Annotated in this window: 25 protein-coding genes; 15 read left to right on the forward strand and 10 right to left on the reverse strand. The window is 60.7% G+C overall.

Going from position 1 to position 25,407, the window contains the following annotated elements; translation table 11 throughout:
- Positions 1–20: 20 nt before the first annotated feature.
- Both ACR3FC_RS08160 and ACR3FC_RS08165 read right to left on the reverse strand, forming a co-directional pair.
- On the reverse strand, positions 21–1,760 hold the full coding sequence (locus ACR3FC_RS08160; protein ID WP_480474235.1) for a heparinase II/III family protein: 1,740 nt from the start codon (positions 1,758–1,760) through the stop codon (positions 21–23).
- 89 nt (positions 1,761–1,849) lie between these two features.
- Positions 1,850–3,109: an RsmB/NOP family class I SAM-dependent RNA methyltransferase gene (locus tag ACR3FC_RS08165; RefSeq protein WP_480474236.1), complete on the reverse strand. Its 1,260-nt coding sequence runs from the start codon at positions 3,107–3,109 to the stop codon at positions 1,850–1,852.
- 88 nt (positions 3,110–3,197) lie between these two features.
- On the opposite strand from ACR3FC_RS08165, the gene ACR3FC_RS08170 reads away from it, so the two are divergent.
- Complete coding sequence (locus tag ACR3FC_RS08170; RefSeq protein ID WP_480474237.1) at positions 3,198–3,380, forward strand: DUF1674 domain-containing protein; 183 nt, start codon at positions 3,198–3,200, stop codon at positions 3,378–3,380.
- Positions 3,381–3,384: 4 nt separating this feature from the next.
- Here ACR3FC_RS08170 and ACR3FC_RS08175 read toward each other — a convergent pair whose 3' ends face one another.
- Positions 3,385–4,239 carry a LysR family transcriptional regulator gene (locus tag ACR3FC_RS08175; RefSeq protein WP_480474239.1) on the reverse strand — a complete coding sequence of 285 codons (855 nt, stop codon included), beginning with the start codon at positions 4,237–4,239 and terminating at the stop codon, positions 3,385–3,387.
- A gap of 99 nt (positions 4,240–4,338) precedes the next feature.
- On the opposite strand from ACR3FC_RS08175, the gene tmpA reads away from it, so the two are divergent.
- Genes tmpA through ACR3FC_RS08190 form a run of 3 tightly spaced genes read left to right on the forward strand, consistent with a single transcriptional unit; the run spans position 4,339 to position 6,727 of the window.
- Positions 4,339–5,475 carry a 2-trimethylaminoethylphosphonate dioxygenase gene (gene tmpA / locus ACR3FC_RS08180; RefSeq protein ID WP_480474241.1) on the forward strand — a complete coding sequence of 379 codons (1,137 nt, stop codon included), beginning with the start codon at positions 4,339–4,341 and terminating at the stop codon, positions 5,473–5,475.
- Positions 5,472–6,062, forward strand: coding sequence for a (R)-1-hydroxy-2-trimethylaminoethylphosphonate oxygenase (gene tmpB, locus ACR3FC_RS08185; protein ID WP_267363507.1), 591 nt, complete (start codon positions 5,472–5,474; stop codon positions 6,060–6,062). Before tmpA ends, tmpB begins: the two co-directional genes overlap by 4 nt.
- Positions 6,059–6,727 (forward strand): ureidoglycolate lyase, encoded by a 669-nt coding sequence (locus ACR3FC_RS08190; RefSeq protein WP_480474243.1) that lies wholly within the window; start codon positions 6,059–6,061, stop codon positions 6,725–6,727. The genes tmpB and ACR3FC_RS08190 overlap by 4 nt, the downstream gene beginning before the upstream one ends.
- Before the next feature lie 86 nt (positions 6,728–6,813).
- Here ACR3FC_RS08190 and dapB read toward each other — a convergent pair whose 3' ends face one another.
- Complete coding sequence (gene dapB / locus ACR3FC_RS08195; RefSeq protein ID WP_480474245.1) at positions 6,814–7,623, reverse strand: 4-hydroxy-tetrahydrodipicolinate reductase; 810 nt, start codon at positions 7,621–7,623, stop codon at positions 6,814–6,816.
- Positions 7,624–7,724: 101 nt separating this feature from the next.
- On the opposite strand from dapB, the gene rbfA reads away from it, so the two are divergent.
- The 7 genes from rbfA (at position 7,725) to ACR3FC_RS08230 (ending at position 13,260) form a co-directional block, all read left to right on the forward strand.
- On the forward strand, positions 7,725–8,120 hold the full coding sequence (gene rbfA, locus ACR3FC_RS08200; protein ID WP_480474247.1) for a 30S ribosome-binding factor RbfA: 396 nt from the start codon (positions 7,725–7,727) through the stop codon (positions 8,118–8,120).
- Entirely contained in the window at positions 8,117–8,860 is a 744-nt protein-coding gene (locus ACR3FC_RS08205) for a phosphodiester glycosidase family protein (protein ID WP_480474249.1), read from the forward strand. Before rbfA ends, ACR3FC_RS08205 begins: the two co-directional genes overlap by 4 nt.
- 54 nt (positions 8,861–8,914) lie before the next feature.
- Positions 8,915–9,820, forward strand: coding sequence for a tRNA pseudouridine(55) synthase TruB (gene truB, locus ACR3FC_RS08210; protein ID WP_480476846.1), 906 nt, complete (start codon positions 8,915–8,917; stop codon positions 9,818–9,820).
- Between the two features lie 21 nt (positions 9,821–9,841).
- Positions 9,842–10,345, forward strand: coding sequence for a DUF1643 domain-containing protein (locus tag ACR3FC_RS08215; protein ID WP_480474251.1), 504 nt, complete (start codon positions 9,842–9,844; stop codon positions 10,343–10,345).
- Positions 10,346–10,440: 95 nt separating this feature from the next.
- Positions 10,441–11,475: a calcium-binding protein gene (locus ACR3FC_RS08220; protein ID WP_480474253.1), complete on the forward strand. Its 1,035-nt coding sequence runs from the start codon at positions 10,441–10,443 to the stop codon at positions 11,473–11,475.
- Between the two features lie 143 nt (positions 11,476–11,618).
- On the forward strand, positions 11,619–11,888 hold the full coding sequence (gene rpsO, locus ACR3FC_RS08225) for a 30S ribosomal protein S15 (protein WP_480474255.1): 270 nt from the start codon (positions 11,619–11,621) through the stop codon (positions 11,886–11,888).
- Positions 11,889–12,084: 196 nt separating this feature from the next.
- Positions 12,085–13,260 carry a S41 family peptidase gene (locus ACR3FC_RS08230; RefSeq protein WP_480474256.1) on the forward strand — a complete coding sequence of 392 codons (1,176 nt, stop codon included), beginning with the start codon at positions 12,085–12,087 and terminating at the stop codon, positions 13,258–13,260.
- A gap of 69 nt (positions 13,261–13,329) precedes the next feature.
- Here ACR3FC_RS08230 and ACR3FC_RS08235 read toward each other — a convergent pair whose 3' ends face one another.
- Together ACR3FC_RS08235 and ACR3FC_RS08240 are read right to left on the reverse strand one after the other, a co-directional pair.
- Positions 13,330–14,229, reverse strand: a complete 900-nt coding sequence (locus tag ACR3FC_RS08235) for a hypothetical protein (protein ID WP_480474257.1) — start codon at positions 14,227–14,229, stop codon at positions 13,330–13,332.
- A 176-nt stretch (positions 14,230–14,405) separates the two neighbouring features.
- A complete protein-coding gene (locus tag ACR3FC_RS08240) occupies positions 14,406–16,118 on the reverse strand; it encodes an adenylate/guanylate cyclase domain-containing protein (RefSeq protein ID WP_480474258.1) in 1,713 nt (570 codons plus the stop codon).
- Between the two features lie 331 nt (positions 16,119–16,449).
- Here ACR3FC_RS08240 and pnp point away from each other — a divergent pair, with 331 nt between their 5' ends.
- Positions 16,450–18,600, forward strand: coding sequence for a polyribonucleotide nucleotidyltransferase (gene pnp, locus ACR3FC_RS08245; RefSeq protein ID WP_480474259.1), 2,151 nt, complete (start codon positions 16,450–16,452; stop codon positions 18,598–18,600).
- A 175-nt stretch (positions 18,601–18,775) separates the two neighbouring features.
- The gene (locus ACR3FC_RS08250) at positions 18,776–19,780 is read left to right on the forward strand and encodes a Hint domain-containing protein (protein ID WP_480474260.1); all 1,005 of its coding nucleotides are present in this window, start codon (positions 18,776–18,778) and stop codon (positions 19,778–19,780) included.
- 12 nt (positions 19,781–19,792) lie between these two features.
- On the opposite strand, the gene ACR3FC_RS08255 is transcribed toward ACR3FC_RS08250, so the two are convergent.
- The gene (locus ACR3FC_RS08255; protein WP_480474261.1) at positions 19,793–20,428 is read right to left on the reverse strand and encodes a DUF1326 domain-containing protein; all 636 of its coding nucleotides are present in this window, start codon (positions 20,426–20,428) and stop codon (positions 19,793–19,795) included.
- A gap of 265 nt (positions 20,429–20,693) precedes the next feature.
- On the opposite strand from ACR3FC_RS08255, the gene ACR3FC_RS08260 reads away from it, so the two are divergent.
- Positions 20,694–21,383, forward strand: coding sequence for an outer membrane protein (locus ACR3FC_RS08260; RefSeq protein ID WP_480474262.1), 690 nt, complete (start codon positions 20,694–20,696; stop codon positions 21,381–21,383).
- 129 nt (positions 21,384–21,512) lie between these two features.
- On the opposite strand, the gene ACR3FC_RS08265 is transcribed toward ACR3FC_RS08260, so the two are convergent.
- Positions 21,513–22,163 (reverse strand): peroxiredoxin, encoded by a 651-nt coding sequence (locus ACR3FC_RS08265; RefSeq protein ID WP_480474263.1) that lies wholly within the window; start codon positions 22,161–22,163, stop codon positions 21,513–21,515.
- Positions 22,164–22,377: 214 nt separating this feature from the next.
- Between ACR3FC_RS08265 and ACR3FC_RS08270 the strand changes: the two genes are divergently transcribed.
- On the forward strand, positions 22,378–23,817 hold the full coding sequence (locus ACR3FC_RS08270; protein WP_480474264.1) for an aldehyde dehydrogenase family protein: 1,440 nt from the start codon (positions 22,378–22,380) through the stop codon (positions 23,815–23,817).
- Between the two features lie 61 nt (positions 23,818–23,878).
- On the opposite strand, the gene ACR3FC_RS08275 is transcribed toward ACR3FC_RS08270, so the two are convergent.
- Positions 23,879–24,313, reverse strand: coding sequence for a glyoxalase superfamily protein (locus ACR3FC_RS08275; protein WP_480474265.1), 435 nt, complete (start codon positions 24,311–24,313; stop codon positions 23,879–23,881).
- A 177-nt stretch (positions 24,314–24,490) separates the two neighbouring features.
- Positions 24,491–25,342, reverse strand: a complete 852-nt coding sequence (locus ACR3FC_RS08280) for a bifunctional helix-turn-helix domain-containing protein/methylated-DNA--[protein]-cysteine S-methyltransferase (protein WP_480474266.1) — start codon at positions 25,340–25,342, stop codon at positions 24,491–24,493.
- Positions 25,343–25,407: the final 65 nt, after the last annotated feature.

Here is a 25,407-nt window from a genome sequence, read left to right on the forward strand (position 1 = left end):
GTCCAAAGGTCCTTTTGGCGTCAGTCAAACTTGGGCTCGTCCCGGTGCGTATCGCGCACGGCATAGGCTGTATCCTGCGCCTTGCTCAGCGTCCACCGGATGCGCGTCGCATACTCCATTGCGCGGCCAGATAGAACGATCTGTTTTGTCGCGCGTGGCTTTAAACGGCCCTTTTCAAGGTAAACACTTGGTTCGACAGATAATTTTCCCACGCCATCATGGCGGAAAACCCAGATCTCGCCGCTTTTGAGCGCCATCGACACTGCCGCCCCGCCCAGATCCAGCGCCGCATCAACGTCAGGATGCAGATGAAAACGGATGTCATAGCCAACGCCCTTGAGGCCCGAGGCGTCCAACGCCCTGTCGAACTGACGCTTGGCCTTGTCGGTTGCGGTCAGCAGAATATCCTCGACCGTCAGCTCACGCCCGTCAAAGCGCAATTCGAATGTGCGCGCGTGGGTCAGCCCGAAGACTTTGACATATCCGTCATGCCCGGCCATGAAACGGATGCCTTCGAACGCATCTTCAAAATCGACCGGAACGTCCCGCGGCGCATCGACCAGCGCCTGACTTTCGCGGCCCGGCAACGGGTTGGCCAACCGCGCGCTCGAGAACCCGTCCAGACACAGGGTTGAGTGAGATGGGGTCGCACGCCCGGCGCGGCGCCAATCCAGCCCAAAACTAGCCCCCGATCCACAATTCACGATCAAAGGGCGGCGCCCCGAGGTCAGCTCGAACGCCAGCGTGGATGCGTGCGCGTTGAATGAAGCCGCTCCGGACGGCGGCGCGCTGGCATCCACGATCACTGTGGTGCGCGCTGCGGACAGGCAGGAATAGCCCATTGGCAATTCGGTCGCCGCCTTGTGCTTGACGCCACTTTGCGCAAGCGCCTGTTCCAGCCGCCCTTCGACCCCGCGCCCGCCACCGTGAAACCGCGCCAGCGCGCCATCCGCATGGCGCAGACTGCGCAAGGTCGGTGCGATCCGCTTGATCGCATTGGCCTGCGCAACGGGTGTGCCGCGTCCAAGGTCGCTGAGCGCCGCCGACGTCCAGCTGAGCAGCATGAGCACTTCAAGCAGCTCTTCCGGGTTGCGTGTTGGAATACCGCCCTGTGCGTCCACCTGCCGGTCACACTCGCCAGCCAAAGCCCGCAGGGCCGGATCGGCCATCTGCTCCAACCCCTCCAGCGCCAATCCGGCTTGCACAAGACCGGCCAGCGCCTCGAAACGCGGCAACCCGGGCGTCGCGGCCTGCCAGCGTTTGGACAGGAACCATGTTTGCTGCGCCAAAGACCGAAAGAACAGTTTGCTTTGCTTCTCATCTGCCCCGCGCAGCAGAAAGAGTGCATGGTTGATCCAGCGCATCACCCGCCGCCCGGTCAGGTCAGGCACCCAGCCCGGGCCCTGCCCGCGGCCATGCGCCTCGATCCAGCCCCAGACCCAGCGCTGCGCTTTTTCCCGTGCGCGCATATCACCGACAGCGGCCAGATCATCCAGCCATGCAAAACCATGGCGTTCCTCATCAAAGCCGGCGCTGGGGGCAACGACATCCCACAACGCGGTATCGTCTGCCTCGACCAGATAGCCGGCGAACAAGAGATTCCCCGCAACCAGCTGCCGCCCGCGCGCAAACGAACCAACGGTGCGCGGCTGAGGCTGCGCAACAAACCCCGTGGCGGCCTTTTGCCGTTGACTGAGACGCGCATAGAAACGGTTCTGAAACCGCATCCACCGACTGGCCATGGTGTCCGAATTTGACATGCGCGTGTTACTCTGCCCCTTGCGCTCTGCTGGCGCTTGAGACCCAACGATAGACCGCGCCGATCGTCAAGTCATCGAAAAGCGTGCGCTCAGGCGGATTTGTTCAGGCAGGCGATATAGAACCCGTCCATACCCCCGCGATCGGGCCAGTAGTCGGGCCGCAGACGCAGGCCGCCTTCCTCGGTGATCCAATTGTCTTCGATGCCGGAGAGCTTCAGTGCCTCGCGATCAACACGCATGTCCGGATACATGCCCAGCGCGTCTTCGATCTGAACCTCGCCCTCATCCGGCAAGAGCGAGCAGGTGCAATAGACCAGCCGCCCGCCGGGTTTCAGCAGCGTCCACGCATGGGCCAGCATCTGCGCCTGCAACTCGATCAGTCCGCCAAATTCCGAGCCATCCTTGGCAAAAGGCAAGTCAGGATGCCTGCGGATCGTACCCGTGGCCGAGCAGGGTGCGTCCAACAGTATCGCGTCGTACTGACCCTGATGGTCCTGCGCGTCACCCACGATGACTTCTGCCTGCAACCTGGTCCGGGCGAGGTTTTCGCGCACGCGTTCGGTGCGCGCCGCGGATACATCCAGCGCCTTCACATCCGCCCCCGCCGCAGCCAGTTGCATCGTTTTGCCGCCCGGAGCCGCGCAAAGGTCCAACACCTTCTCGCCCGCCTTCGGTGCCAGAACACGCACCGGCAGCGCGGCTGCCGCGTCCTGCACCCACCAATCCCCAGCCTTGTATCCCGGCAAGGCCGAGACCTGACCGGCATCCTGAATACGCACAGACCCGGTGGGCAGCTTTTCGCCCGGGGGGCCTTCTGCCCCCGGCTTCAGTGTAAGGTCCAGTGGTGCGCCCGCGAAATGCGCCTGTTCCATACCGGCAACCGCTTCGGCACCCCAGGCCGCGATCAGAGGTTCTCGCAACCACTCCGGCAGGCGCGGGACACGCATTTTCGGCCATGCCTCTGGACCCTCGGACGCGACCTTGCGCAAAACAGCATTCACCAGCCCTTTCAGACGCCCGTGCTTGCGCGAGCGGCTGATGATTTCAACCATGGAGTTCACCACCCCATGCGCGGCTTCCCCGTTGCACAGTTCGACCGCACCCAGCCTCAGCGCGTTGTGTACGGTCAGGGCGGGTGTTCGGTTCAGGTGGTTGTCCAGCAGACGGTCGGCGCGCTCCAGCCCGCGCAGGGTTTCCGACGCCAGCCGCTGGGCACGCGCGCGATCCTCTGGCCCCAACCGATCCAAAGCGCCCGCAGCGAGGCATTCAGACAACAGGCGGCCTTCGCCCAGAACCTGATCCAATAGATAGATTGCGCTGCGCCGTGCTGCTGTCGCGCTGTTTGTCATGGTACTGCCTTCATGTGACCTGTGCCCGCATTGCCATTGGCGGACGCGGGCGTATATCAAGGCTATGCACGGAAAGGAACCCGATGTCATGAGTGACGACCGCAAAGACCTGCCCCCCGCCGCCCAACGCGCGCTGGCTGAAGCGGAAGAACGCCGCCAAAAAGCCCGGGCCGAGGCCAGGGAAATGCCCAAGGAACTGGGCGGACGCGATGGGTTGGACCCCGCCCGTTACGGCGATTGGGAAAAGAAAGGCATCGCCATCGATTTCTAGGCCCTCAACCGCGCAGGGCCTTCAGAAAATCATCGATCAGGGCGCGCTGTTTCCTGGACTGCGCCCGATCTTCAGGCCATGTCAGCCAATACCCGTCCTTGGTTTGCAGCTCTGGCAGCTCCAACCTGCGCAACCGGCCATCCTTTAGGTCACCGGACGCCAGCGGAACCGAGCCCAGAACGATCCCCATTCCGCGCCTTGCCGCCGAAACGGCGTGTTCCATCGAATCGAAACTGACATGTGATGGCGCGACTTCTCCATGCCCGCATTTCCGGACCCACTCGCGCCAGCCCGGACGTTCACCGCGCAGATCGATCAGGGGGGCACCCCATTCAACACCCGGCGCGGCCATCGGCACCAGCACCTCGCGCGCGATCAATACCGCGTCGCGCCCGGCCCACACCCCCCTGCCATAGCGGATTTGCAGCCAGGTGCGTTCCTCGTCCAGCGACGACCGGCGCGCAACCGAGTCGGTCATCACCCGCACCTCGGGGCGCAGATTTCGGAACACAGGCAGGGCTGGTACAACAAGGGCGTGAATGTTTGACGACAACCCGGCGACCCTGAGTTCGCGTGGCGATTTTCCAAACAGATCCTCGGTGTTGCGTTCCAACGCCAGCAGGCTGTCCTGCACGAGCGGCAGATAGCTTTCACCTTCGACCGTCAGCGACACGCCGCGCGCCTCGCGCACAAACAGGGACCGGCCCAGCCACGCCTCAAGATTGCCGATCCTTTGGCTGACAGCGGCCTGCGTCAACCCGAACTCTTTCGCCGCGGCCGAGAACCCGCCAAGCCGCCCGGCGGCTTCGAACACGCGCAACCAATCCAGCGGCGGTAATCCGGTCTTATTCTTAGCCATTAGTTTTTCCAAGCCTCAGCCGAAATAAGGATTAATTGTCGTAATGCCACGAACGGCGTATCTGCTCAACCAAAGCCCGCGCCGAACAGGAGACCCCCAATGCTGCGCACCGCCACCCACGACACCTCGATTGTTACAGTCGCGTTTGATACCGGGACCAAGGCCCGTTTCCACGCCATCTGGCTGCGCGACAACGCGCTGGACGCTGATACCCGCGCACCGGGCAACGGTCAGCGCCTGATCACCATCGGCGATATTCCTGCCGACATCTCGGTCAGTTCAGCCGAGGTGGTCGCGGGCGACCTGCAAGTCACGTTCCAGCCTGAGGGCAAAACCGTTACCTTCCCGGCGGACTGGTTGGCCGAAAACGGCTATGACCGCGATCATGACATTGCGCTGGGTCGCATCGCCGCCGGCATCACGACCTGGGAGAGTGGCATCGCCGCGCCCAGCGGCGATTGGAACGAGGTCCATGCCAACCCGGCTGCCAAGCGCAATTGGCTGGCCGCTGTGGCCGAGTTCGGCTTTGCCAAGCTGACTGGCGGCCCGACCGAGCCTGAATCGCTGCTGAAGGTCGCTGACCTATTCGGCTATGTCCGCGAAACCAATTATGGCCCCTATTTCGAGGTGCGGACCGAGGTGAACCCGACAAACCTTGCCTATACCGGGCTTGGCCTTCAGGCGCATACCGACAACCCCTATCGCGACCCGGTGCCGACCTTGCAAATCCTCTATTGTCTGGAAAACTCGGCTGAAGGCGGGGATTCCATCGTTGTTGATGGCTTCCGCGCTATCGAAAAACTGCGTGACGCAAACCCCGAAGGCTTTGCCCTGCTGGCAGGATATCCGGCGCGGTTCGAATACAAGGGCTCGGACGGGGTCTGCCTGCGGTCACGCCGTCCGATGATCGAGTTGTCGCCGGATGGCGAGCTGATCGGCATCCGCTTCAACAACCGCTCTTCTGCCCCCTTCGTAGACGTGCCGTTTGACAAGATGGAGGCTTATTACGCCGCCTATCGCCAATTGGGGAATATCATCGACGATCCGGCGATGGGCGTTTCCTTCAAACTGGAACCGGGGGAAAGTTTTATCGTCGACAACACCCGCGTCCTGCACGCGCGGCTTGGCTATTCCGGAGCCGGATCGCGCTGGTTGCAGGGATGTTACGCCGACAAGGACGGGTTGCTGTCCACACTGGCGGCGATGGACTTGGCGCAGCCGGAGGCAGCGGAATGAAACCCGATTTCTCGACCCTGAACCGGGACAATATCGTTGCCTTCATCGGTGACATCTTTGCGCGCCGCGGCGGTGAAGAATATCTGGGCGAGCCTGTCACCATGGCCCAGCACATGCTGCAAGGCGCCACCATTGCCGAGCAGAACGGGATGCCCGAGGAAATCATCGTGGGCGCCTTGCTGCACGACATCGGCCATTTCACATCCGAGTTCGGCACCTACCACCCGGATGACACCGAAGACCGTCATCATGAGGACGCGGGCGCCGAGGTGCTGGAGCAGTTCTTCCCCTCGGTCATCACCGATTGCTGCCGCTATCACGTGGCAGCCAAGCGGTATCTGTGTGCCACCAAACCCGAGTATTTCAATCGCCTGTCCGCGGCGTCGGTTCACACGTTGGAACTGCAAGGTGGTCCGATGAGCGCCGAAGAAGTTGCCGCGTTCGAAGCCAACCCGAACCTGAAAGAGATCATTCAGGTCCGCTATCTGGATGAGGCCGGAAAACGCGCGGATATGGAAACCCCTGACTTTGCACATTTTGCGCCGATGGTGCAGCGTATGGTCGACAAGCACATGGAGGCCGCATGAACGCCCCGGAATATATCTTTGAAGCCAGCACCAAACCCTCGTTGCCCTGGCACGAGGTTCCCCTGATCCGCGCAACGGACGCCTCGGTCAAAGGTTATGGATGTCTGGTCGATGATCCCGAAGAGTTCGAGATCGAGATCACCCGCTGGCCACAGCAGGGGTGGCGGCCGATCGACGAAGGCACAGGCGATGAAGGCGGCTGGGTCGAAGGCACCTTTCGCGGTGAGTGGAAGGGAGACGTGCTTTACGGCGAGAACGAAGCGGTCAATGGCCACTATGTCCTGGGATGGTCAACCGATCCGCAGCAGGCGCAGACAAGCCGCCAAACAGCGCCCCGCGATCAGGTGCTGCTGTGGCACATGAACTATCACCCGGATGGCGGGCAGATGTTCTGGCCGCTCGACAACAAGCCCTTCATCATTCCTGCCGCGTTGCCCGGCGACAACCTGACGCCGGAAAAGGTGGTGGCGTTCTGGTGCGACGGTTCGCGCGGGCTGTATATCCATCCCGGTATCTGGCACGAGGGGATATTCCCGGTTGAAAACAACCAGCGGTTCCTCGACCGGCAGGGTGCGGTGCACGCTCGGGTCAGCGCTGATATCGGTCAGGAATTTGGCGTCTACCTCGCCTGCCCGCTGCGCGCCGACAAGATCAGGGACTTGTAAGAAAAGCACCGCTTGTTGCTGCGGTGCTTTTTTGGAGCACCGCATTCATTCGATTAGTTGATTTGACCGCGTATGTTTAGCAGCGCCTACAACCCCAACACATCCACCATGTCATACTGACCCGGCGCCTTGCCCTGCCCCCACAGGGCCGCCTTCAGCGCGCCGCGGGCAAAGATGGCGCGGTCCGTGGCCAGATGGCGCAGGACGATGCGTTCTCCGGGGGCGGCGAACAGAACATCATGTTCCCCCACGATGTCGCCGCCGCGAATAGCGTGAAAGCCGATATCTCCGCGCTTGCGCGCGCCGGTGATGCCGTCCCGGCCCCGGTCGGACACATCCGACAACTTGACGCCGCGCCCTTCGGCTGCGGCCTCACCCAGCATCAGCGCCGTGCCCGAAGGTGCATCGACCTTGTGATGGTGGTGACCTTCGATGATCTCGATATCGAAATCCTCATCCAATGCGGCCGCGACCTTTTTGGTCAATTGCACCAGAAGGTTGACGCCAAGGCTCATGTTTCCGGCCCGAACGATCACCGCATGGCGCGACGCGGGTTCCAAAGCTGCGATCTGTTCGTCGGACATGCCGGTGGTGCCGATCACATGCACACAGCGCGCCTGCGCGGCCAGCGCGGCAAATTCCAGAGTCGCTTCGGGCGCGGTAAAGTCGATTACGGCCTGCGCCTGTGCAAACGCCTCCAACGGGTCGTCGGTCACGGTCACGCCCAGCGCGGGGCCGCCCATCGCTTTGCCCACGTCCTGACCGATCCAGTCATGGCCTTTCCGCTCGACCACACCCACCAGGCGCGCCTGATCGCTGTCGGTGACGGTCTTGATCAGCATCTGCCCCATACGGCCCGAAGCCCCTGTAATGACGATCCCCGGAATATGGGTCATAGCGCTGGTCCTTTTTGTTCAGGTCGGCAATGTCGGCTCAAAGCCTCCTACCCCGTTCGCGCCCGCTTGGCAAAGCCCTGCTTTCGGCTTAGATCGAAGACATGGCAAAGAATAAATTCCACGATGGCCCCGGCCCGTCCCAACGGCAACTGCGTGTCGGCGAACTGATCCGTCGCACTCTGTCCGAAGTTCTGGCGCGCGGAGATGTCCACGACCCCGACCTGAACCGCTTGTCGATCACCGTAGGCGAGGTGCGCACTTCGCCCGATCTGAAGATCGCGACCGCGTATGTGCTGCCCTTGGGCGGCCGAGGGCAGGAGGACGTAATCGAGCTGCTGGCCCGCAACAAGGGTGAGCTGCGGCGCATGGTCGGCAAGAAAGTCGGCCTGAAATTCGCGCCCGATTTGCGCTTTCGGCTGGATGACACGTTTGACCGTCTGGACGACACCCGCCGTATGTTCGAACAGGACGCGGTGCGCCGCGATCTGGACGAGTGATCCGCACGTTTGTCACATTGGCGACGCTTCTCTGGGCCGCGCAGGCAGGCGCGGTCACTTGTGAAAAGCTGACCCATGAGGACAAACGTTATACGGTTTGCAACGTTGATGCCGCCAACGAAGACCTGCGGCTGTTTCTGAACGGCGAAGACGGTCAGGTATTGGGGCATTTTTCGGCGGTCAACGAAGTGCTGGCCCCGGAAGGCAAACGGCTGGCTTTTGCAATGAACGCGGGCATGTATCACGACGACCGTTCACCCGTTGGCCACTATGTCGAGGACGGGCAGGAACAGATGCGTGTGATCGCCAACCCCGGCCCCGGCAATTTCGGGTTGCTGCCCAATGGCGTGTTCTGCATCCGCAAGGGTCGGGCGGATGTGTTTGAAACGCTTGATTACGTGGATCAGGCCCCCACCTGCCGCTTTGCTACCCAATCCGGTCCAATGCTGGTGATCGACGGAGAACTGCACCCGCGCTTCCTGCCCGATTCGACCTCGCTTTATGTTCGCAATGGGGTCGGCACCAGTTCCGACGGTACGCGAGCGGTGTTTGCGATCTCGGAAGATTATGTCACCTTCCACGAATTCGGGCGTCTGTTCCGCGATGTGCTTGGCACACCAAACGCGCTGTTTTTCGACGGCAATATCTCGCGGATGTATGAGCGGGCCAGCAACCGCTCGGATCTGGGATTCTCGCTGGGGCCGATTGTCGGCGTAGTCGAAGAAATGCCCGCAAATTGACAGCGGCAGAGTGATCCGTTAACTCGCGCGCCTTAGCAAGATTCAAGGTGCATGATGGGACGTAAACGCAAGGGTCGCGACATTTCCGGCTGGCTGGTGGTGGACAAGCCCGCGGGCATGACCTCGACCGCCGTGGTCAACAAGGTGCGTTGGGCGATGGATGCCAAAAAGGCGGGCCATGCGGGCACGCTGGATCCCGAGGCGACCGGCGTTCTGGCAATTGCCTTGGGTGAGGCAACCAAGACCGTTCCCTATATCACCGATGCGTTGAAAGCCTATACCTTCACTTTGCGCCTGGGGCAGGCCACCAACACGGACGATGCCGAGGGCGAAGTGATCGCGCAAAGCGATACGCGCCCCTCGGATGACGATATCAAGCAGGCGCTGACCCGGTTTCTGGGTGACATCATGCAGGTGCCGCCCAAATTTTCGGCGGTGAAGATCGACGGCCAGCGCGCCTATAAACTGGCCCGCGATGGTGAGGACGTGGAGCTGACCGCCCGCCCCCTCTGGGTCGAGGAACTGATCCTTGTCGACCGCCCCGACGAAGACCATGTGGTGCTGGAGATGACCTGCGGCAAAGGCGGCTATGTGCGCTCGATTGCCCGCGATCTGGGCGAGGCGCTGGGTTGTCACGCCCACGTCAAGGAACTGCGCCGCATCTGGTCCGGCCCCTTCGAGGCCGAGGACGGGTTAAGCATCGAGCAGATTGACGAAATGGCGAAAACAACCGCGCTGGACGAATATCTGCACCCACTGGAAACCGGCCTGTCCGACCTGCCCGAGCTGAAATGCACCGCCGAGGGGGCAACCCGTCTGCGCAATGGCAATCCGGGCATGGTGCTGGCCTCAGACATTGAATACGGCGACGAGGCCTGGGCATCGTTCGACGGCAAGGCCGTGGCCGTGGGCATCTATAAATCCGGTGAATTGCACCCTAGCCGGGTGTTCGTCGACTGAGAGCCGTGTTAGGCGAAGGGCATGATCACCCGTTCCCACACCAAGGGCGACGCGCCCTCGACCGCCATCTATTCCGATTGCGAGAAATACCGCTATAGCCTGACCCGCATCTGGGACCCTGAAGGGCGCAAGGCGCTGTTTGTGATGCTGAACCCGTCAACCGCGACCGAGGTGCAGAACGACCCGACGGTGGAACGCTGTGAACGGCGCGCACGCGCGCTTGGGTTCGGCGCGTTTCAGGTCGCGAACATCTTTGCCTGGCGCGATACCGACCCGCGCAAGATGCGGGCTGCCGCCGATCCGGTCGGGCCCGGGAACGACGCGGCCATTCTTGACGGTGTGCGATGGGCCGATCAGGTCATCGCGGCCTGGGGTACGCACGGCGCGCATCTGGGACGCGGCCCTGCGGTGGAAACCCTGTTGCGAGGCACCGGCCAATCGCTGTTCCATCTGGGCCTGACCAAAGACGGTCATCCCAAACATCCGCTTTATATCGCATACACGCGTCAGCCTGAGGTCTGGTGACAAAGGATTAACCATTTCAAAGGTTTACCTTTGACCTGGTGACGGGCGACATGGGATATTCCACCCTCGGAGCATCATGCTTTCGGAGGGGTTCAATGTTTCTGGCCGGATTGCTTGGACTGGCCGCCATCGGCGGCGCTGCTTACGCGATGAGCGATTTTCTGATCGAAGAGGACGACACGCCGGATGAAAACCCGGAAGGTGAGCCATCGGCTGAGGTTGATACCGGTGAGTTTCTGGTCATCGGTGAAGGTGTCGAAGACCCGGAAAACGCTAACACCGAACCTTCGCCGGACAGTGGCGAGGCACCCTCCACCGGGACTGTGATCTCGGAATGTGAAGGCGATCTCGTGATTGCCGGTGGCGATGGTTCGGACGTGATTACCGGGCAGGACGGTGTCGATCAGATCAACGGCTACGGCGGGGACGACACGATAAACGGTGCCAAGGGCAACGACGTTCTGCACGGGGGCGACGGCGCGGATGAAATATCGGGCGGGCAGGGAAATGACATCCTGCACGGTGAGGCGGATGGCGACCTTTTGTTCGGAGATGACGGGGATGACGCCCTTTACGGTCACTTTGGTGACGACACTCTGGATGGCGGTGCGGGTGAGGACGAACTGTTTGGCGGTCAGGGCGACGACAGGCTGGACGGCGGCGCAGGGGATGATGCGTTGCAGGGCGGGTTCGGGGATGATGTTCTGAACGGTGGCGAAGGTGAGGATACTGTCTTTGGCGGGGACGGAAACGACTTTGTTTTCGGGATCGAAGAAGGTGCCGCCGAAAGGGATTTCCTGAACGGCGGTGCGGGTGACGATACCATTCTGGCAGGCGGCAAAGACGTGGTGACGGGCGGAGCCGGGGCCGATGATATCGTGCTGAACCCCGGCGACGATCAGGTGACCGTGATGGGTTTTCAACCCGGCGAAGACAAGCTGCTGGTGACGTGGGAGGATGAGACCGACCCGGCAATCGAGGTTGAGGTCGACGCCGAAAACGCCAACCTGACAAGGGTTTTCATAGATGGCCAGGAAGTTGCGCAGGTATATGGTGCCGAAGGGATGACAGCGGCCGACATTCAGCTGATCACCGAAGCCCAGTTGGCGCAATACGGGCAGATGGCCTGAGCCCGTAGAAACCCTTTGCCATTTGGGTCAAATGCGCTTATACGCGCCCATCCGCATCGGAATCGGTGCGGTCTTCTCCATGGGCCTGTGCTGGACGACATCCCGGCCTGCGCCATCAACCCTAACCTTAAAAGGAGACCCCGATGTCGATCACTGCCGCTGAAAAAACACGCGTCATGCAAGAATTCGCAACCAAAGAAGGCGACACCGGTTCGCCTGAAGTTCAGGTTGCTATCCTGACCTCGCGCATCAACACCCTGACCGAGCACTTCAAGACCCACAAGAAAGACAACCACGGTCGTCGTGGTCTGCTGAAAATGGTTGCTCAGCGCCGTAAGCTGCTGGACTACCTGAAGGGCAAGGAAGAGGCGCGCTACCAGGACCTGATCAAAAAGCTGGGCATCCGCCGCTAAACGTAATTGTTACGTTTTGTACCGGTTCTGAACCCCGGTTTGTAAGATTTGTACGCCCGCCCAATTGGCGGGCGTTTTCTTATGTGGACGAATGTCAAGTATTCCAACCGACCAAAGCTGCAGTGGTAAACTCAATCTTGGTTGGCAAGGTGAGCCCAATCTGGACATTGACGAACGGCCATGCGCATCGTGAGGCATGTCGCTCACGGAAGACCTAAACCAAATTTTAGAAACTGTCTTGCCGACCGATCCCAGCTTTCAGCAGATCGAATATGCGGTGATAGACAATTGCATTAGTGAAACCCGGCGATACGCCTTGGAAGGCTCCACCGAAGCCTTCTTGATGTCCGCGATGCGTCTACTGGCACTTCCCGACAATGGGCACACACGGCTGATCCCGAACGATGCGATCAAAGTGCTTCCGCTGAGGTTCGTGAGCGTAGGGCGTTCTGTGCAACTCGTCGGCGCGTTTCCAGAGATAACCGCACCGCGAGGAGAACTGATTGCAGTCAATGGCGCAGCTTTGAGCCAGATTGAAGCAAAGGCGGAACAGTTTCTTGCGGGAACATGCCAAAGGAAGCGAGTCATCGGACCGATTCTTTTGGCTTGGCCGTACGCCTTGGCACGTTTGGGTTTTTCGTCAAACGGTGGAACGACCGAGTACCGTGTGCAGGACGAAAATGGGCAGATAACCAATCTGAAAGTGGCAAATGGAAACACTGTTCCTGGATCGATGCTCTACCCGAGAAATGAGCACGGCAAGGATGATCCAACCTGGGTGCCTGAGACTTTTGCGGAAATAAAGGACTGGCAAGATCTTGGGCTATCAATAGCGTTGCCGAGCTTTTTTGCTCCGAACGAAACAACGCTGCACAAAGCCGTCTCAGCCGCGGTGGAACGCGTGCGCGCCCGTCCGAACGGAACGCTTTTGATTGACGTTCGCGGAAACACCGGCGGCGATTTTCTTCTGACTATGCCTTTGATAGACGCGATCTCGCAAATCGCAAGCAAGCAGGTTGTTGTGCTTGTTGATAAATTCACGTTTTCCGCGGCGATAGTGTTTGTGGCCATCCTCAAACATCGTTTGGGAAACAGGCTCAAACTCATCGGGGAAGAAATGGGTGACGGGTTGATGTTCTTTGCCGAGGGCGGGTTGCTCGATTTGCCGACCAGCGGGGCGGTTGTTCGATACTCATCAGCCTTTCACGATTGGAAGAATGGAAGGACTGACAAAACCACTCCGCCCGAAATCGCGCGGAAGATCGTTCCCGTAGGGGCACTGAATTTGGATTTGGAATGGGTCGCAAGTCGTGCAGATGAGGATGCGGACGGCGCCTTCTATCAACGAGTTCTCAGAAGCATGAGCACTTAGGCAAACAGCCGCGACGGCACCGCGGTGCCCATCCGCGACGCCGCTCGGTATGGCTTTTGATGTCTCTGGTCAGATTGCCTGCCACTTTTTGTAGGTATCGACCGCCAAGGCGGTGTCGATCACGAACATCGCAACCGCGGTTACCATCGCCAGCATCGACAGCCAGAACGACCCGCTTGCCGAGGCGACGGCCAGTGTCATGCCGCCGACGCAGGTGGCAATCGCAGCGGCTTTTTCCAGGCCGCTCATGTCGGTCAGGACGATGCCCGCAAGTTTGGTGAACCCGACGGACGCCTTGGCGACGCCCAGCATTGCCTTCATCATGGCCAGATCGCTGCCCGCCGTTCCGGCCTTGGCGATTGCACCGGCGTGGCGGCTGATCGGGCCGCTGCATTTGACGGCAATCCCGGCCCCGGCCCGAGTCACCGTCTTGGTTCCGAGCGCCTGATAAACCCCCAGCGCGGCCATGGCCATCGTGATGATATCGGCAAACGCCTTGGCGGCGGCCCCGATAAAGGTGTTCAGCGCGGCCTTCTTGCGCTTTTTCCTGCTGGTGCCCAGCGGTGCCCCCAAAAGCGGTGTGTCCCCCTGCATCAGGATCAGGCTGTCCGCAGTTTCCTGCACCGAGAACGGCGCGGCATCGACGGGAACCGTGGCGGCTTCGGCCTCGGGTATCGGGTCGGGAGACAGGAACCGCGCCTTGATCTGCGCCTGCTGGTCGGCCGGTAGCGCGCGGATATCGGCCCCTTCGTCTGAGGCATAAAGCTCTTCCCATGCGCTTTCCATGATCGCGGCCACGTCCGCCGCGCTTGGTTCGGCGGCAGGAGCTGTCATCAGCGGCATCTTGGGGCCTGCATCAAGGTCGATGTCCTCCACCGCGTCCTCGGGGAGCTTGTCGAGCATCTCGATGAATGACTCGTCGAACACATCAGGGTTGAATGAAATGCCAGAGGCGGAATGGAGCTTCATGGGTAAACCTACTTTCTTTAACTTTGACACAATAAGCCTGCACAATAGACGAGTTTTGAATTCTCTCTGTGGTGAACATCACACTTGAACAGCCAGTCGCCCCCCCCGGACGCCGCCAGCCGGGGCGCGCGCGGCGTTTCGTGGCAGCAGCAGGACGCGTGTCTGTAGATCAGCCGTTATTCGGGAAGACCGGCCTTTTTCCACCCTTCGCGCCAGCTTTCGGAACAGGCCGGAACGGTAAAGATCGGCAGCCTGGTCTGATCCGAGGAAGCGGTGATATCCGGGCGCAGCGCTTTCAGGTCGCTTATCGCCGCCTGCGCCGCTGCGGCATCGGACATCTGACCCAAGGCGGCAATAAGCATCAGGTGGCTCATGACAAATCCTGACCGAACGGCCAGAGCGTCACGCGCTGCGGCGGCGGCCTCGTCATACCGGCGCAGCTGAAACAGCGCACTTGCCCGGGCGATATGTGCCGCATGACGCATCGGGTCTTTCGGGCTGAGTTCAATGGCATGTGTTGCGTGGTCCAAAGCCTCGTCCGATCGGTTCAACATGCACAGGTTGATGGAGGCGAGCATGTGGACGCTTGCAGCATTGGGGTTTTCGGCCAGCGCCTGTTTGAACGCCGCACGCGCACGCGGCAGGTCGCGGGCCAGCATCGAGATTGAATGCGCCGCATAAGCCATGGCAATGCCGTCGGAGCGGTCGCTCATGAGAACGCGTTCAGCCGCGCTGATGGCGGCCTTGGGCCCTTCGCCGATGGGATCAAGCCCCTGCACAAGCCGCTGAATATGCAGCCAGGCCAGCAGCCCTGCGGCAGCGGCGTAATCCGGGTCGCGGTCCAGCGCCAGCGTTGTCAGCCGGATGGCTTCGCGATTGGCGTCATCTGTCAGCAGATGAAAATGCGACAGCGCCTGAAGGTAGAGTTCATAGGCTTCGAGATTTTCTGTCGGCTTGGCGCGGGACCGGTTCGTTTCGGCGTGGCGCAGCGATGGCTCGATCGCTGTGACGACCTCTTGCGTGACCTTGTCCTGAAGGTCGAAGATATCGTCCAGCACTCCGTCAAAGCGATCGGCCCACAGGTGGCTGCCATTTTCCGCATCGATCAACTGCCCGGTGATCCGGACACGCTGTCCCGCACGGCGGACGGACCCTTCCAGCACATACCGAACCCCGAGCGTCAGGCCGACCTGGCGGATATCCGTCGTTTTTCCCTTGAAGATGAAGGACGAGTTGCGGGCCACGACCATCAGCCAGCGAAAGCGCGACAGTTCCGTGATGATGTCTTCGGTTATGCCGTCGGCAAAGAACTCTTGCTCGGGGTCGCCGGACATGTTGTCGAAGGGCAGAACGGCGATCCCCGGACGGGTGTCGGCGGGTGTAGCAAGATGGGCGGTTGAACCCTTTGGCCAGCACCAGACACCAACGCGGCGCGTGATGTTCTTCAGCTCGGCCTGCCCGCCGCCGTCGAACAGGGCCGCATCGCCCCGGTCAAGGCTGTGATGCGCCGTGTCCGAGATCAGGATCTGGTCGGGTTTGGCCAATGCTTCGAGCCGGGCAGCGACATTGATGCCATCACCGAAAATGTCTTCGCCTTCCGTGATGACCTCGCCCGTGTGAATACCGATGCGCAGCCGCAGCCCTTCGGGCTTGTCGCAGGATTGCAGGGCAATCGCAAAATCCGACGCGTCGGACGTTGACCGGAATTCGGCGATCCAGCCATCCCCCATGCTTTTGATCAATGTGCCGTTGTGGGTTTCCAGCAGGGCGGTGAGCGTGTCGTCACGGAACGATTTCAGCGCTGCAAGTGTACCCTGCCGGTCCTGATCCATAAGCGCCGAGTACCCGACAACGTCAGCCGCCAGCACTGTCGTAAGCCGTCTTTTCATTCGCACCCCCAATGAAAGTGAGGTTAGCGCAGTGATCCGGTTCTGTCAGGCCATTTCCCGGACGGGGGGCAATGGCACGCATCGCACCATCATGCGGCCCCTGTGCCTTGTATCGCGCTGCGAGGGGTCAGGGCCTGCCTCAGCATGATCCGGCCAGCTTTTTCGGTTTCGCTTTCCTTCGAACGCATTCTCATGTATGCGCGCGGTATCTGAGACGTTGTGCCCTGACCCCGGCACTCGAACGGAAGATAAATGGGGTCGGCGGCAATGGGGCCGCCATGCAAAACCGGAGACCCGCAGGGGCGGGAGTGCTCCGTTCTAGGATACGCATATGTTTGATGTAACGAAGAAATCGATGCAGTGGGGCGAGGAGACGCTGACACTGGAAACCGGCAAGGTTGCCCGTCAGGCCGACGGCACCGTGATTGCCACGCTGGGCGAAACCAGCGTCATGGCCAACGTGACCTTTGCCAAGAGCCAAAAACCCGGTCAGGACTTTTTCCCGCTGACCGTACATTACCAAGAGAAATACTATGCCGCCGGTAAGGTTCCGGGTGGCTTCTTCAAGCGCGAGGCGCGCCCGACCGAGAAAGAGACGCTGACCGCGCGTCTGATCGACCGTCCGATCCGCCCGCTGTTCGTTGACGGTTTCAAAAACGAAGTTCTGGTGATGTGCACCGTGCTGAGCCACGATCTGGTCAATGATCCCGACATCGTTGCAATGATCGCCGCGTCGGCTGCGCTGACCATTTCCGGCGCGCCGTTCATGGGCCCGATCGCCGGTGCCCGCGTTGGATTCGTGGATGGCGAATACGTCCTGAACCCGACCGTGGACGACATGCAGGACCTGCGCCTGAACCCTGAACAGCGTCTGGATCTTGTTGTTGCCGGTACCAAAGACGCCGTGATGATGGTTGAATCGGAAGCCTATGAGCTGTCCGAGGCCGAAATGCTGGGTGCGGTGAACTTTGCGCATGAGCAGATCCAGCCGGTCATCGACCTGATCATTTCGCTGGCCGAAGACGCCGCGAAAGAGCCGTTCGAATTCGTCGCACCCGATTACTCGGAGCTCTACACCGCCGTGTCGGCTGCCGGTGAAGAGCAGATGCGCGCCGCGTTCGCGATCACCGACAAGCAGGAGCGCACCGCCGCTGTTGCCGCTGCCCGTGAAACGATCAAGGAAGCGCTGACCGAGGAACAGCTGGAAGACGCCAACCTTGGTTCGGCGATGAAAAAGCTGGAAGCCGGCATTCTGCGCGGTGACGTCGTCAAGGGCGGCAAGCGCATCGACGGTCGATCGACCACCGATGTTCGCGCCATCGAAGCCGAAACCTCATTGCTGCCGCGCACCCACGGCTCTGCCCTGTTCACCCGCGGTGAAACCCAGGCGCTGGCCGTGACCACGCTGGGCACCGGCGACGATGAGCAGTTCATCGACGCGCTGCACGGCAACTTCAAATCGAACTTCCTGCTGCATTACAACTTCCCCCCCTATTCGGTTGGTGAAGTGGGCCGCGTGGGTTCGCCCGGCCGTCGCGAAATCGGTCACGGCAAGCTGGCATGGCGCGCGCTGCAGGCGGTTCTGCCTGCGCCGACCGACTTCCCCTATACCATCCGCGTGGTGTCCGAGATCACCGAATCCAACGGCTCCAGCTCGATGGCGTCAGTCTGCGGCGGTTCGCTGTCGATGATGGATGCGGGTGTTCCGCTGAAAGCCCCGGTTGCCGGTGTGGCCATGGGTCTGATCCTGGAAGATGACGGGTCTTACGCGGTTCTGACCGACATTCTGGGTGACGAAGACCACCTGGGCGACATGGACTTCAAGGTTGCTGGTACTGCAAACGGCATCACCTCGCTTCAGATGGACATCAAGGTCGCGGGCATCACGCCTCAGATCATGGAAACCGCCCTGGCACAGGCCAAGGACGGCCGGATGCACATCCTGGGCGAGATGGGCAAAGCCCTGTCCGAGACCAACGAGTTCTCGGTCCACGCACCGCGCATTGAGACCATGAACATCCCGACCGACAAGATCCGTGAAGTGATCGGTTCGGGCGGCAAGGTCATCCGCGAGATCGTCGAGGTTTCGGGTGCCAAGGTCGACATCAACGACGATGGCGTCATCAAGATCGCATCGCCCGATGGGGAATCGATCAAGAAGGCCTATGACATGATCTGGTCGATCGTGGCCGAGCCGGAAGAAGGTCAGGTCTATACCGGCAAGGTGGTCAAGATCGTCGATTTCGGTGCCTTCGTGAACTTCTTTGGCAAGCGCGACGGTCTGGTCCACGTGTCCCAGATCGAAAACCGCCGCCTGAACCATCCGTCGGATGTTCTGAAGGAAGGTCAGGAAGTGAAGGTCAAGCTGCTGGGCTTTGACGATCGCGGCAAGGTTCGCCTGTCGATGAAAGTGGTCGATCAGGAAACCGGCGAAGAGATCGTTCCCGAGAAGAAAGAAAAGAAAGAGGAAAGCGCAGAATAATCTGCCAACCCTCAGATTGAATGCGAAAGGCCCCGGTTTCGACCGGGGCTTTTTTGTCCGCGCGGTCAGGAGTGTCGGGCGTCCCGTGGCTTGGTAAATCAATTGTTAACACTTCATGCGTGTATTTACTCAACCATAAGGATGATCATGTTGCATTCAGGGATGCTTTTCGACCGTGGCCTCGATAACCGTTTTCGAAATCAGCGCAGACCCCTACAGCAATAAAAGCGTCGATATTACTGCCGCTTATTCCGTTGATATCACCGACAATGACGCCCTGTTGCAGGATCCTGACCCTGACAGCGCGCAGCTTGACCTGTCGGCCCTGCCCGGTTTTTCCGGGACAAGCCAGAATTTCAGCACCTTCGAAAGCTATTCGGGAACGGTGAACGGGGCACCTGTCACCTTCATTCTGGTTCAGTTCTCGAACCCGCGCTACATCATCGTCACCTCGGGTCAGGCGCAGTTGAACGATACGATCACGGGGACCAGCTTTGGCGGGACGGCAGCGCCAACCACGTATCAGACCTTGCCGTCTTTCGTGTGTTTCACCGCCGGGTCCCTGATCCGGACGCCCGTCGGGCTGCGCCGGGTCGAGACGCTGAATCCCGGCGACCCGGTTGTCAACGCCAAGGGCCATACCCGCCCGGTGCGCTGGATCGGCAGGCGTCGCTTGTCAGCGCAGGAGTTGCAGCAGGACCCTCATCTCTGCCCGGTACGGATCATGGCGGGGTGTTTCGGGACAAACAGCCCAAGCCGTGATCTGGTCGTCTCACCACAACACCGGATCGCCGTCACTTCGGCGATGATGGAGCTGATGCATTGCGAGACCGCGATGCTGGCCCCGGCCAAGGGGCTGATCAATGGGCGGACAATTGTTCAGGAGCTGCCCGCGCAAGGGGTCGAATACGTCCATATCCTCTTTGACCGGCATGAGCTGGTGAACGTCGAAGGCATCTGGTCCGAATCCTTCTATCCCGGTGACACGACATTGGGCGCGATGGCACCGGCCACAAGGCGCGAGCTGTTCACCCTGTTTCCGAATCTGGCCTGCGGTGCCGGTGGCTATGGATCAACCGCGTTGCCGGTGCTGAAACCCTTTGAGGTTCGGGTGCTGAAGGCGGATCTGACGCTGCCCTGCTGGACTCCTGTCCCGAACACATCTGCACACGCCGCCTGACAGGGGTGCCGATCAGTGGGCAACCCCGCCGGGGCCGTGTTTCAGTAGATGCCACTGGCCATAGCTGTCCTTTAGGTCCAGCTTGATCGCGGCATCAGAGCGGGTCGAGGCGCTGCCGATCTCGGCAATGGAAAACTCGATCCCGCCGGGGATATCGATGCGCACCCGATGCGCGCCGCCGCCATGTGGGGCCTGGATCGGCTGTCCGGTGGAATTCAGGACATCACCAACGGTAACGCTGGCCGTGCGTTCTTCGAGGTCCATCTCGAATTCGATCGGCAGGTAGAGCGTGTCATGGACCGTCTCGCACATTGCCCTGAACACGTACCAATGCGTCGCCATTTCTTCGGTTTCTTCGCCGTGAAAGACCTTTTCCAACGCGTCGCGCTGTGCCGGGGTTGCTGCGGGATCGACGATCACCTGCATCTCGCCGCCGCCTTCAAAGATCGGCCCCGGCCAGGCATAGATCAGCGCGGCTTTGGTCCCGCTAAGGTCGGTGTCGCCGAAATGCCCTTTGGTCACCTCAAGCACTTCGAACCCCCGGCAATCGCCATGGGTCGGCAACTCTTCGAACTGGCAGGGGCAGGCATAGCCGCAATTGCAGTTCCCGAAACTCTCTCCTTCAACATACCAATCTGTAAAAGCCATGGTCTTCTCCCGCTAAGTACAGTCCGACAGCCCGAGGTGATTGGTCTTATGCCTGAGTTTTGCCCCGGAACATCTTATCACAAATTGCCCCGAACCAGAACCTGAGGGCCGTGAGACGGCAGATGAACGGGCCTGCCCAGCCCCGGATCTATTCATTCACGCGCGTCCAAAACCCTGTGAAACGAAGTGATAACCCCGCGCCTTTCCTTTCCGCCAAGCCCGCCCACATCGAAGCCAAGCAGAGTTTGGAGCAACGGAGACAATCATGATCAAGCACGTTTTACTTACCTCAACGGCCCTCGCCGTCAGCGCGACGGCGCTTGCCGCGCAGAGCCTGGGCGACGGCACCTATATTCAGGGCTTTGTCGGGTACAGCCAGCTGCAGGACAGCGATTTCGCGGGCACGATCGGCGGCGCGCCGCAATCGGTCGACACAGAGTTCGACGCGGGTTTCGGTCTGGGCGTGGCCATCGGCAAGGAGATCCCGCAATGGTCCAATGACAGGTTCGGCACGCGGATTGAGCTGGAGCTGTCTTACCGCGACAGCGACGTGGATGGTGTGAACTTCTCGGGCAACGGGCCGGGGGCCGAGGGCAATATCTCGGGCGATGTCACACAGACCTCATTGTTTGCCAATGTGCTGTTCGATTTCAAACAGACGGGTGCGCTGACGCCCTATGCCGGGTTTGGCCTGGGGGCCACTTATTCGGATCTGGATTTTGCCTATGGGCCGGGTGTGGTGCTGGATGACAGCGACACCACCTTTGCCGCGCAGCTGATCGCCGGTGTGGCTTACGAGATCAACCCGTCAACCGCCTTTACCGTCGACGCCCGCTATGCCCGCGCCTTTGACGTCTCGTCGCGGCGACTGGCCCCGAACGGCGCGTTGACCGGCATTGTCGAAGACGATCTGGATACGTTCAGTGTCAATTTCGGGCTTCGGTACAAGTTCTGAGGTCTAGGGGCAGGTTTCTCTCAGGTCATCCTGCCCCCGCCTGCTTCATCTGGCCCCAAATATCCTCGGGGGGAATTGTGCCGGCAGGCGCGATGGGGGGCAGACAGCCCCCCTGACCCGGGAACCGCCTCAGGACGGCGCTTTGGTCTTGCGCAGATAGGGGAAGATCGTCTCGAACGCGCCGAATTTGGCCGTGGCGTCTTCGTTCGACACAGAGGGCGGGATGATCACGTCTTCACCCGGCACCCAGTTGGCGGGCGTTGCGACACCTTTCGACGACATCTGCAACCCATCCAGCGCGCGCAGGATTTCCGCAAAGTTGCGACCCACGGTCATCGGATAGGTCATCGACAGTTTCAGCTGCTTGTCCGAGCCGATAATAAAGACCGACCGCACGGTGGCGCTGTCCGCCGGGGTGCGGCCATCGGGAAGGTAAGCTTCGGCAGGCAGCATGTCGAAGGCTTTCGACACGGCCAGACCGTCATCAGCGATGATCGGGAAACTGGGATTGGCCTTGCCGTATTCCTCGATGTCCTTCTTCCATTTCTTGTGGTCTTCAACACCGTCAACCGACACGCCGATCACCTTGGTGTTGCGCGCGGCCCATTCGTCGTTCAGCTGCGCGACGGCCGAGAATTCGGTGGTGCAGACAGGCGTGAAATCCTTGGGGTGCGAGAACAGAATGGCCCAGCTGTCGCCAATCCAGTCGTGAAACTGAATGGTGCCCTGATCTGTTTCTGCGGTGAAGTTCGGGACCGTATCGTTGATGCGCAAACCCATGGCTACTTCCTTTCCTGTTGAAAATCCGAGTCGATTGCCTGAAACCTAATCACTTTGTGCGAAGGTTAAACCTTTCATCGTGGTCGCGGCCAAGGAATTCGCCGGTTTCACTGGAAAAATAATTTGATCAAATTATCTATTGCCCCCTCTTCGCTTGGGTGACAGAGTGTCGGCGAACAGCCGGATTCTAGCTGAACCGACAGGAGGGCTCAGGATGATCGAGAAACGGAATTTCTATATCAATGGTCAATGGGTCGCGCCGTCGCAACCCAATGATTTCGAGGTCATCAACCCCTCGACCGAGGAGCCGTGCGCGGTGATCTCGCTGGGTGGTCAGGCCGACACGGATGCGGCGGTTGCCGCCGCCAAGGCCGCCCTGCCGGGCTGGATGGCAACGCCGGTGGAGACCCGCATCGCACTGGTCGAGAAGCTGATCGACATCTACCAGACCCGCGCGGAAGATCTGGCGCAGGCCATGTCGCTGGAAATGGGTGCGCCGATTGACATGTCGCGCAGCCAGCAGGTTGGTGCAGGCACATGGCATTTACAGAACTTCATCCGCGCGGCCAAGGCGTTTCAGTTTGAACGCCCTCTGGGGGATCACGCCCCGAATGACCGGATCATCTATGAGGCGGTTGGCGTGGCCGCATTGATCACGCCCTGGAACTGGCCGATGAACCAGGTCACGCTCAAGGTCGGTGCGGCGGCGATTGCGGGCTGCACGATGGTTCTGAAACCCTCCGAGCAAAGCCCGCTGAATGCGATGATCTTTGCCGAGATGATGGACGAGGCAGGGTTCCCGCCCGGTGTATTCAATCTGGTGAACGGCGATGGCCCGGGCGTTGGTTCGCAGCTGTCGGGTCATCCCGACGTGGATATGGTCAGCTTTACCGGATCGACCCGTGCGGGTACGGCAATTTCGAAGAACGCGGCGGAAACGCTCAAGAAAGTGCATCTGGAGCTGGGCGGCAAAGGCGCCAATGTGGTCTTTGCCGATGCCGATGAAAAGGCTGTCAAACGCGGCGTGCTGCATATGATGAACAACACCGGCCAAAGCTGTAATGCCCCCAGCCGGATGCTGGTGCAGCGCCCGATCTATGATCAGGCCGTTGAGATCGCCGCCGAGGTCGCCAGCAAGGTCACGGTGGGCAATGCCGCGGACGAGGGCCGCCATATCGGACCCGTCGTGAATGAGGTTCAATGGACCAAGATTCAGGACCTGATCCAGAAAGGTATCGACGAAGGGGCGCGGCTGGTCGCGGGCGGCACCGGACGCCCTGAGGGGCTGAACAAGGGCTATTATGTCCGCCCCACGGTCTTTGCCGATGCCAACAACCAGATGACCATCGCGCGCGAGGAAATCTTTGGCCCCGTCCTGACCATGATCCCGTTCGACACCGAGGAAGAGGCTGTCGAGATCGCCAATGACACGCCTTATGGCCTGACCAATTATGTGCAGACGCAGGACAAGGCGCGCGCCAACCGCATGGCGCGGGTTCTGCGGTCGGGCATGGTCGAGATGAACGGCCAGTCGCGCAGCGCGGGCTCTCCGTTTGGTGGGATGAAGCAATCCGGCAACGGGCGCGAAGGTGGCGTTTGGGGGCTGGAAGACTTTCTGGAAGTCAAATCCGTCGGCGGCTGGGCGGCTGAATAATACACCCAGCGCAATGCAAGATGAGAGGGCGAGGCAACGCGGTTGCCTCGCCCGTGTTATGTCAGACAGGCCGCACCACTAGCTGGGGTTCCCCGTCGGACGTATGGCGACGGGAACGACCGTCCCAGCCAATCTCTCCTGTCACGCGCTGGCGATAGGCCGAGAAACTGTCGAACCGGACTACATCGACAGGCGTGTCGAACTGTAGGGTCACCCGGCGGTGTGCACCGTCCCCCAGCATGGTCAGACCACGAATTTCCGCCGTGAAGGGCTGGCCCAGGTATCGACCTTCGACCCGGTCGCCCACGCGCAAGCGCATCCGGTTGCCCGCCATCGCGTGCAATGTGTTCCAGTCGCGCACCCCATGTTGATGAGCCACCAGTTCCAGCGCCTGACCGTGCGACAGCTGAACGCCGGTGTCGTGCAGTTTCCGTCGCAGGCGTTTGGCCTGCTCTTTCAGCTCCTCCAGCGGAGCGATGTCTTGTGACAGTGTCATGTTTTGCCTCGTTTCCTTGAACGGGCGCGAGTTTAGGACGGGGTTCGCATTACCATCCGCGCGCCGGGAAAGGGCAACAGATGTTTGTTCAACCGGGTTTCACCAAAGCCTATGGCCGCGAACGGCAGGGGACCCGAACCTGCAGTGCTTTTTGGCAGCGGTCGGGCCTTCTGTCAATCAGGCGTCGGCCTGCGCCGCCTCATAGGCCAACATGGCCCGTTTGACCGGCAGACCCCAGTGATAGCCGCCCAACCCCCCGGATTTGCGCAGGGCGCGGTGACACGGGATCAGCCAACTGACCGGGTTTCGCCCGACCGCCGTGCCCACGGCGCGCACGGCCTGCGGCGAACCCACGCGCTGCGCGATCTCGGAATAGGTCGTCACCTGCCCCGACGGGATGTGCATCAGTGCTTCCCATACCTTGATCTGCAAGGGCGAGCCGATCAGGTAGAGCGGCGTCGGCTCTAACCGGTCGCGGGCCGTGCCGAAAGCGCTGAGAACCCAGGGGCGCAGACGCATGGTATCTTCGACATAATCCGCGTTGGGCCAGCGCGAGACCATATCCTCCATCGCCGCCTTCTCTCCGGTTTCGGCCCCGAAGGCGATGCCGCAGATCCCCTTGTCGGTGCCCATGACCAGCGCGGGACCAAAGGGGCATTCGAACCAGCCCCAATAGATCGTCAGACCCGTGCCCTTGCGGGCGTATTCGCCGGGGCTCATGGATTCCCATTTCAGGAACAGATCATGCAGGCGGCCACTGCCGGACAGGCCGACATTATGGGCGGTTTCAAGCGTGGTGAACCGTTCGCGCAGCAGCGCCTTTGCATGGCCCAGCGTAAGGTATTGCTGATACCGTTTTGGCGACACACCAGTCCAACGCGAGAACAGGCGCTGGAAATGCGCCGGGCTCATATCCATCTGGCGGGCCAACTCATCGAGGCTGAGGGTTTCACCGCCCTGATCAATCAGGTCGATTGCCCGGCGCATGACGTTATAGTGGTATCCGCTTTCGGGGGTCTGGACGTTCATGGTTGCACCTCATTGTCTGGCACAAACCATAGCGCGCGCGACACGCTGCCGCGACCCGGAACTTG

The sequence above is a fragment of the Ruegeria sp. AF3 genome (assembly GCF_056536285.1).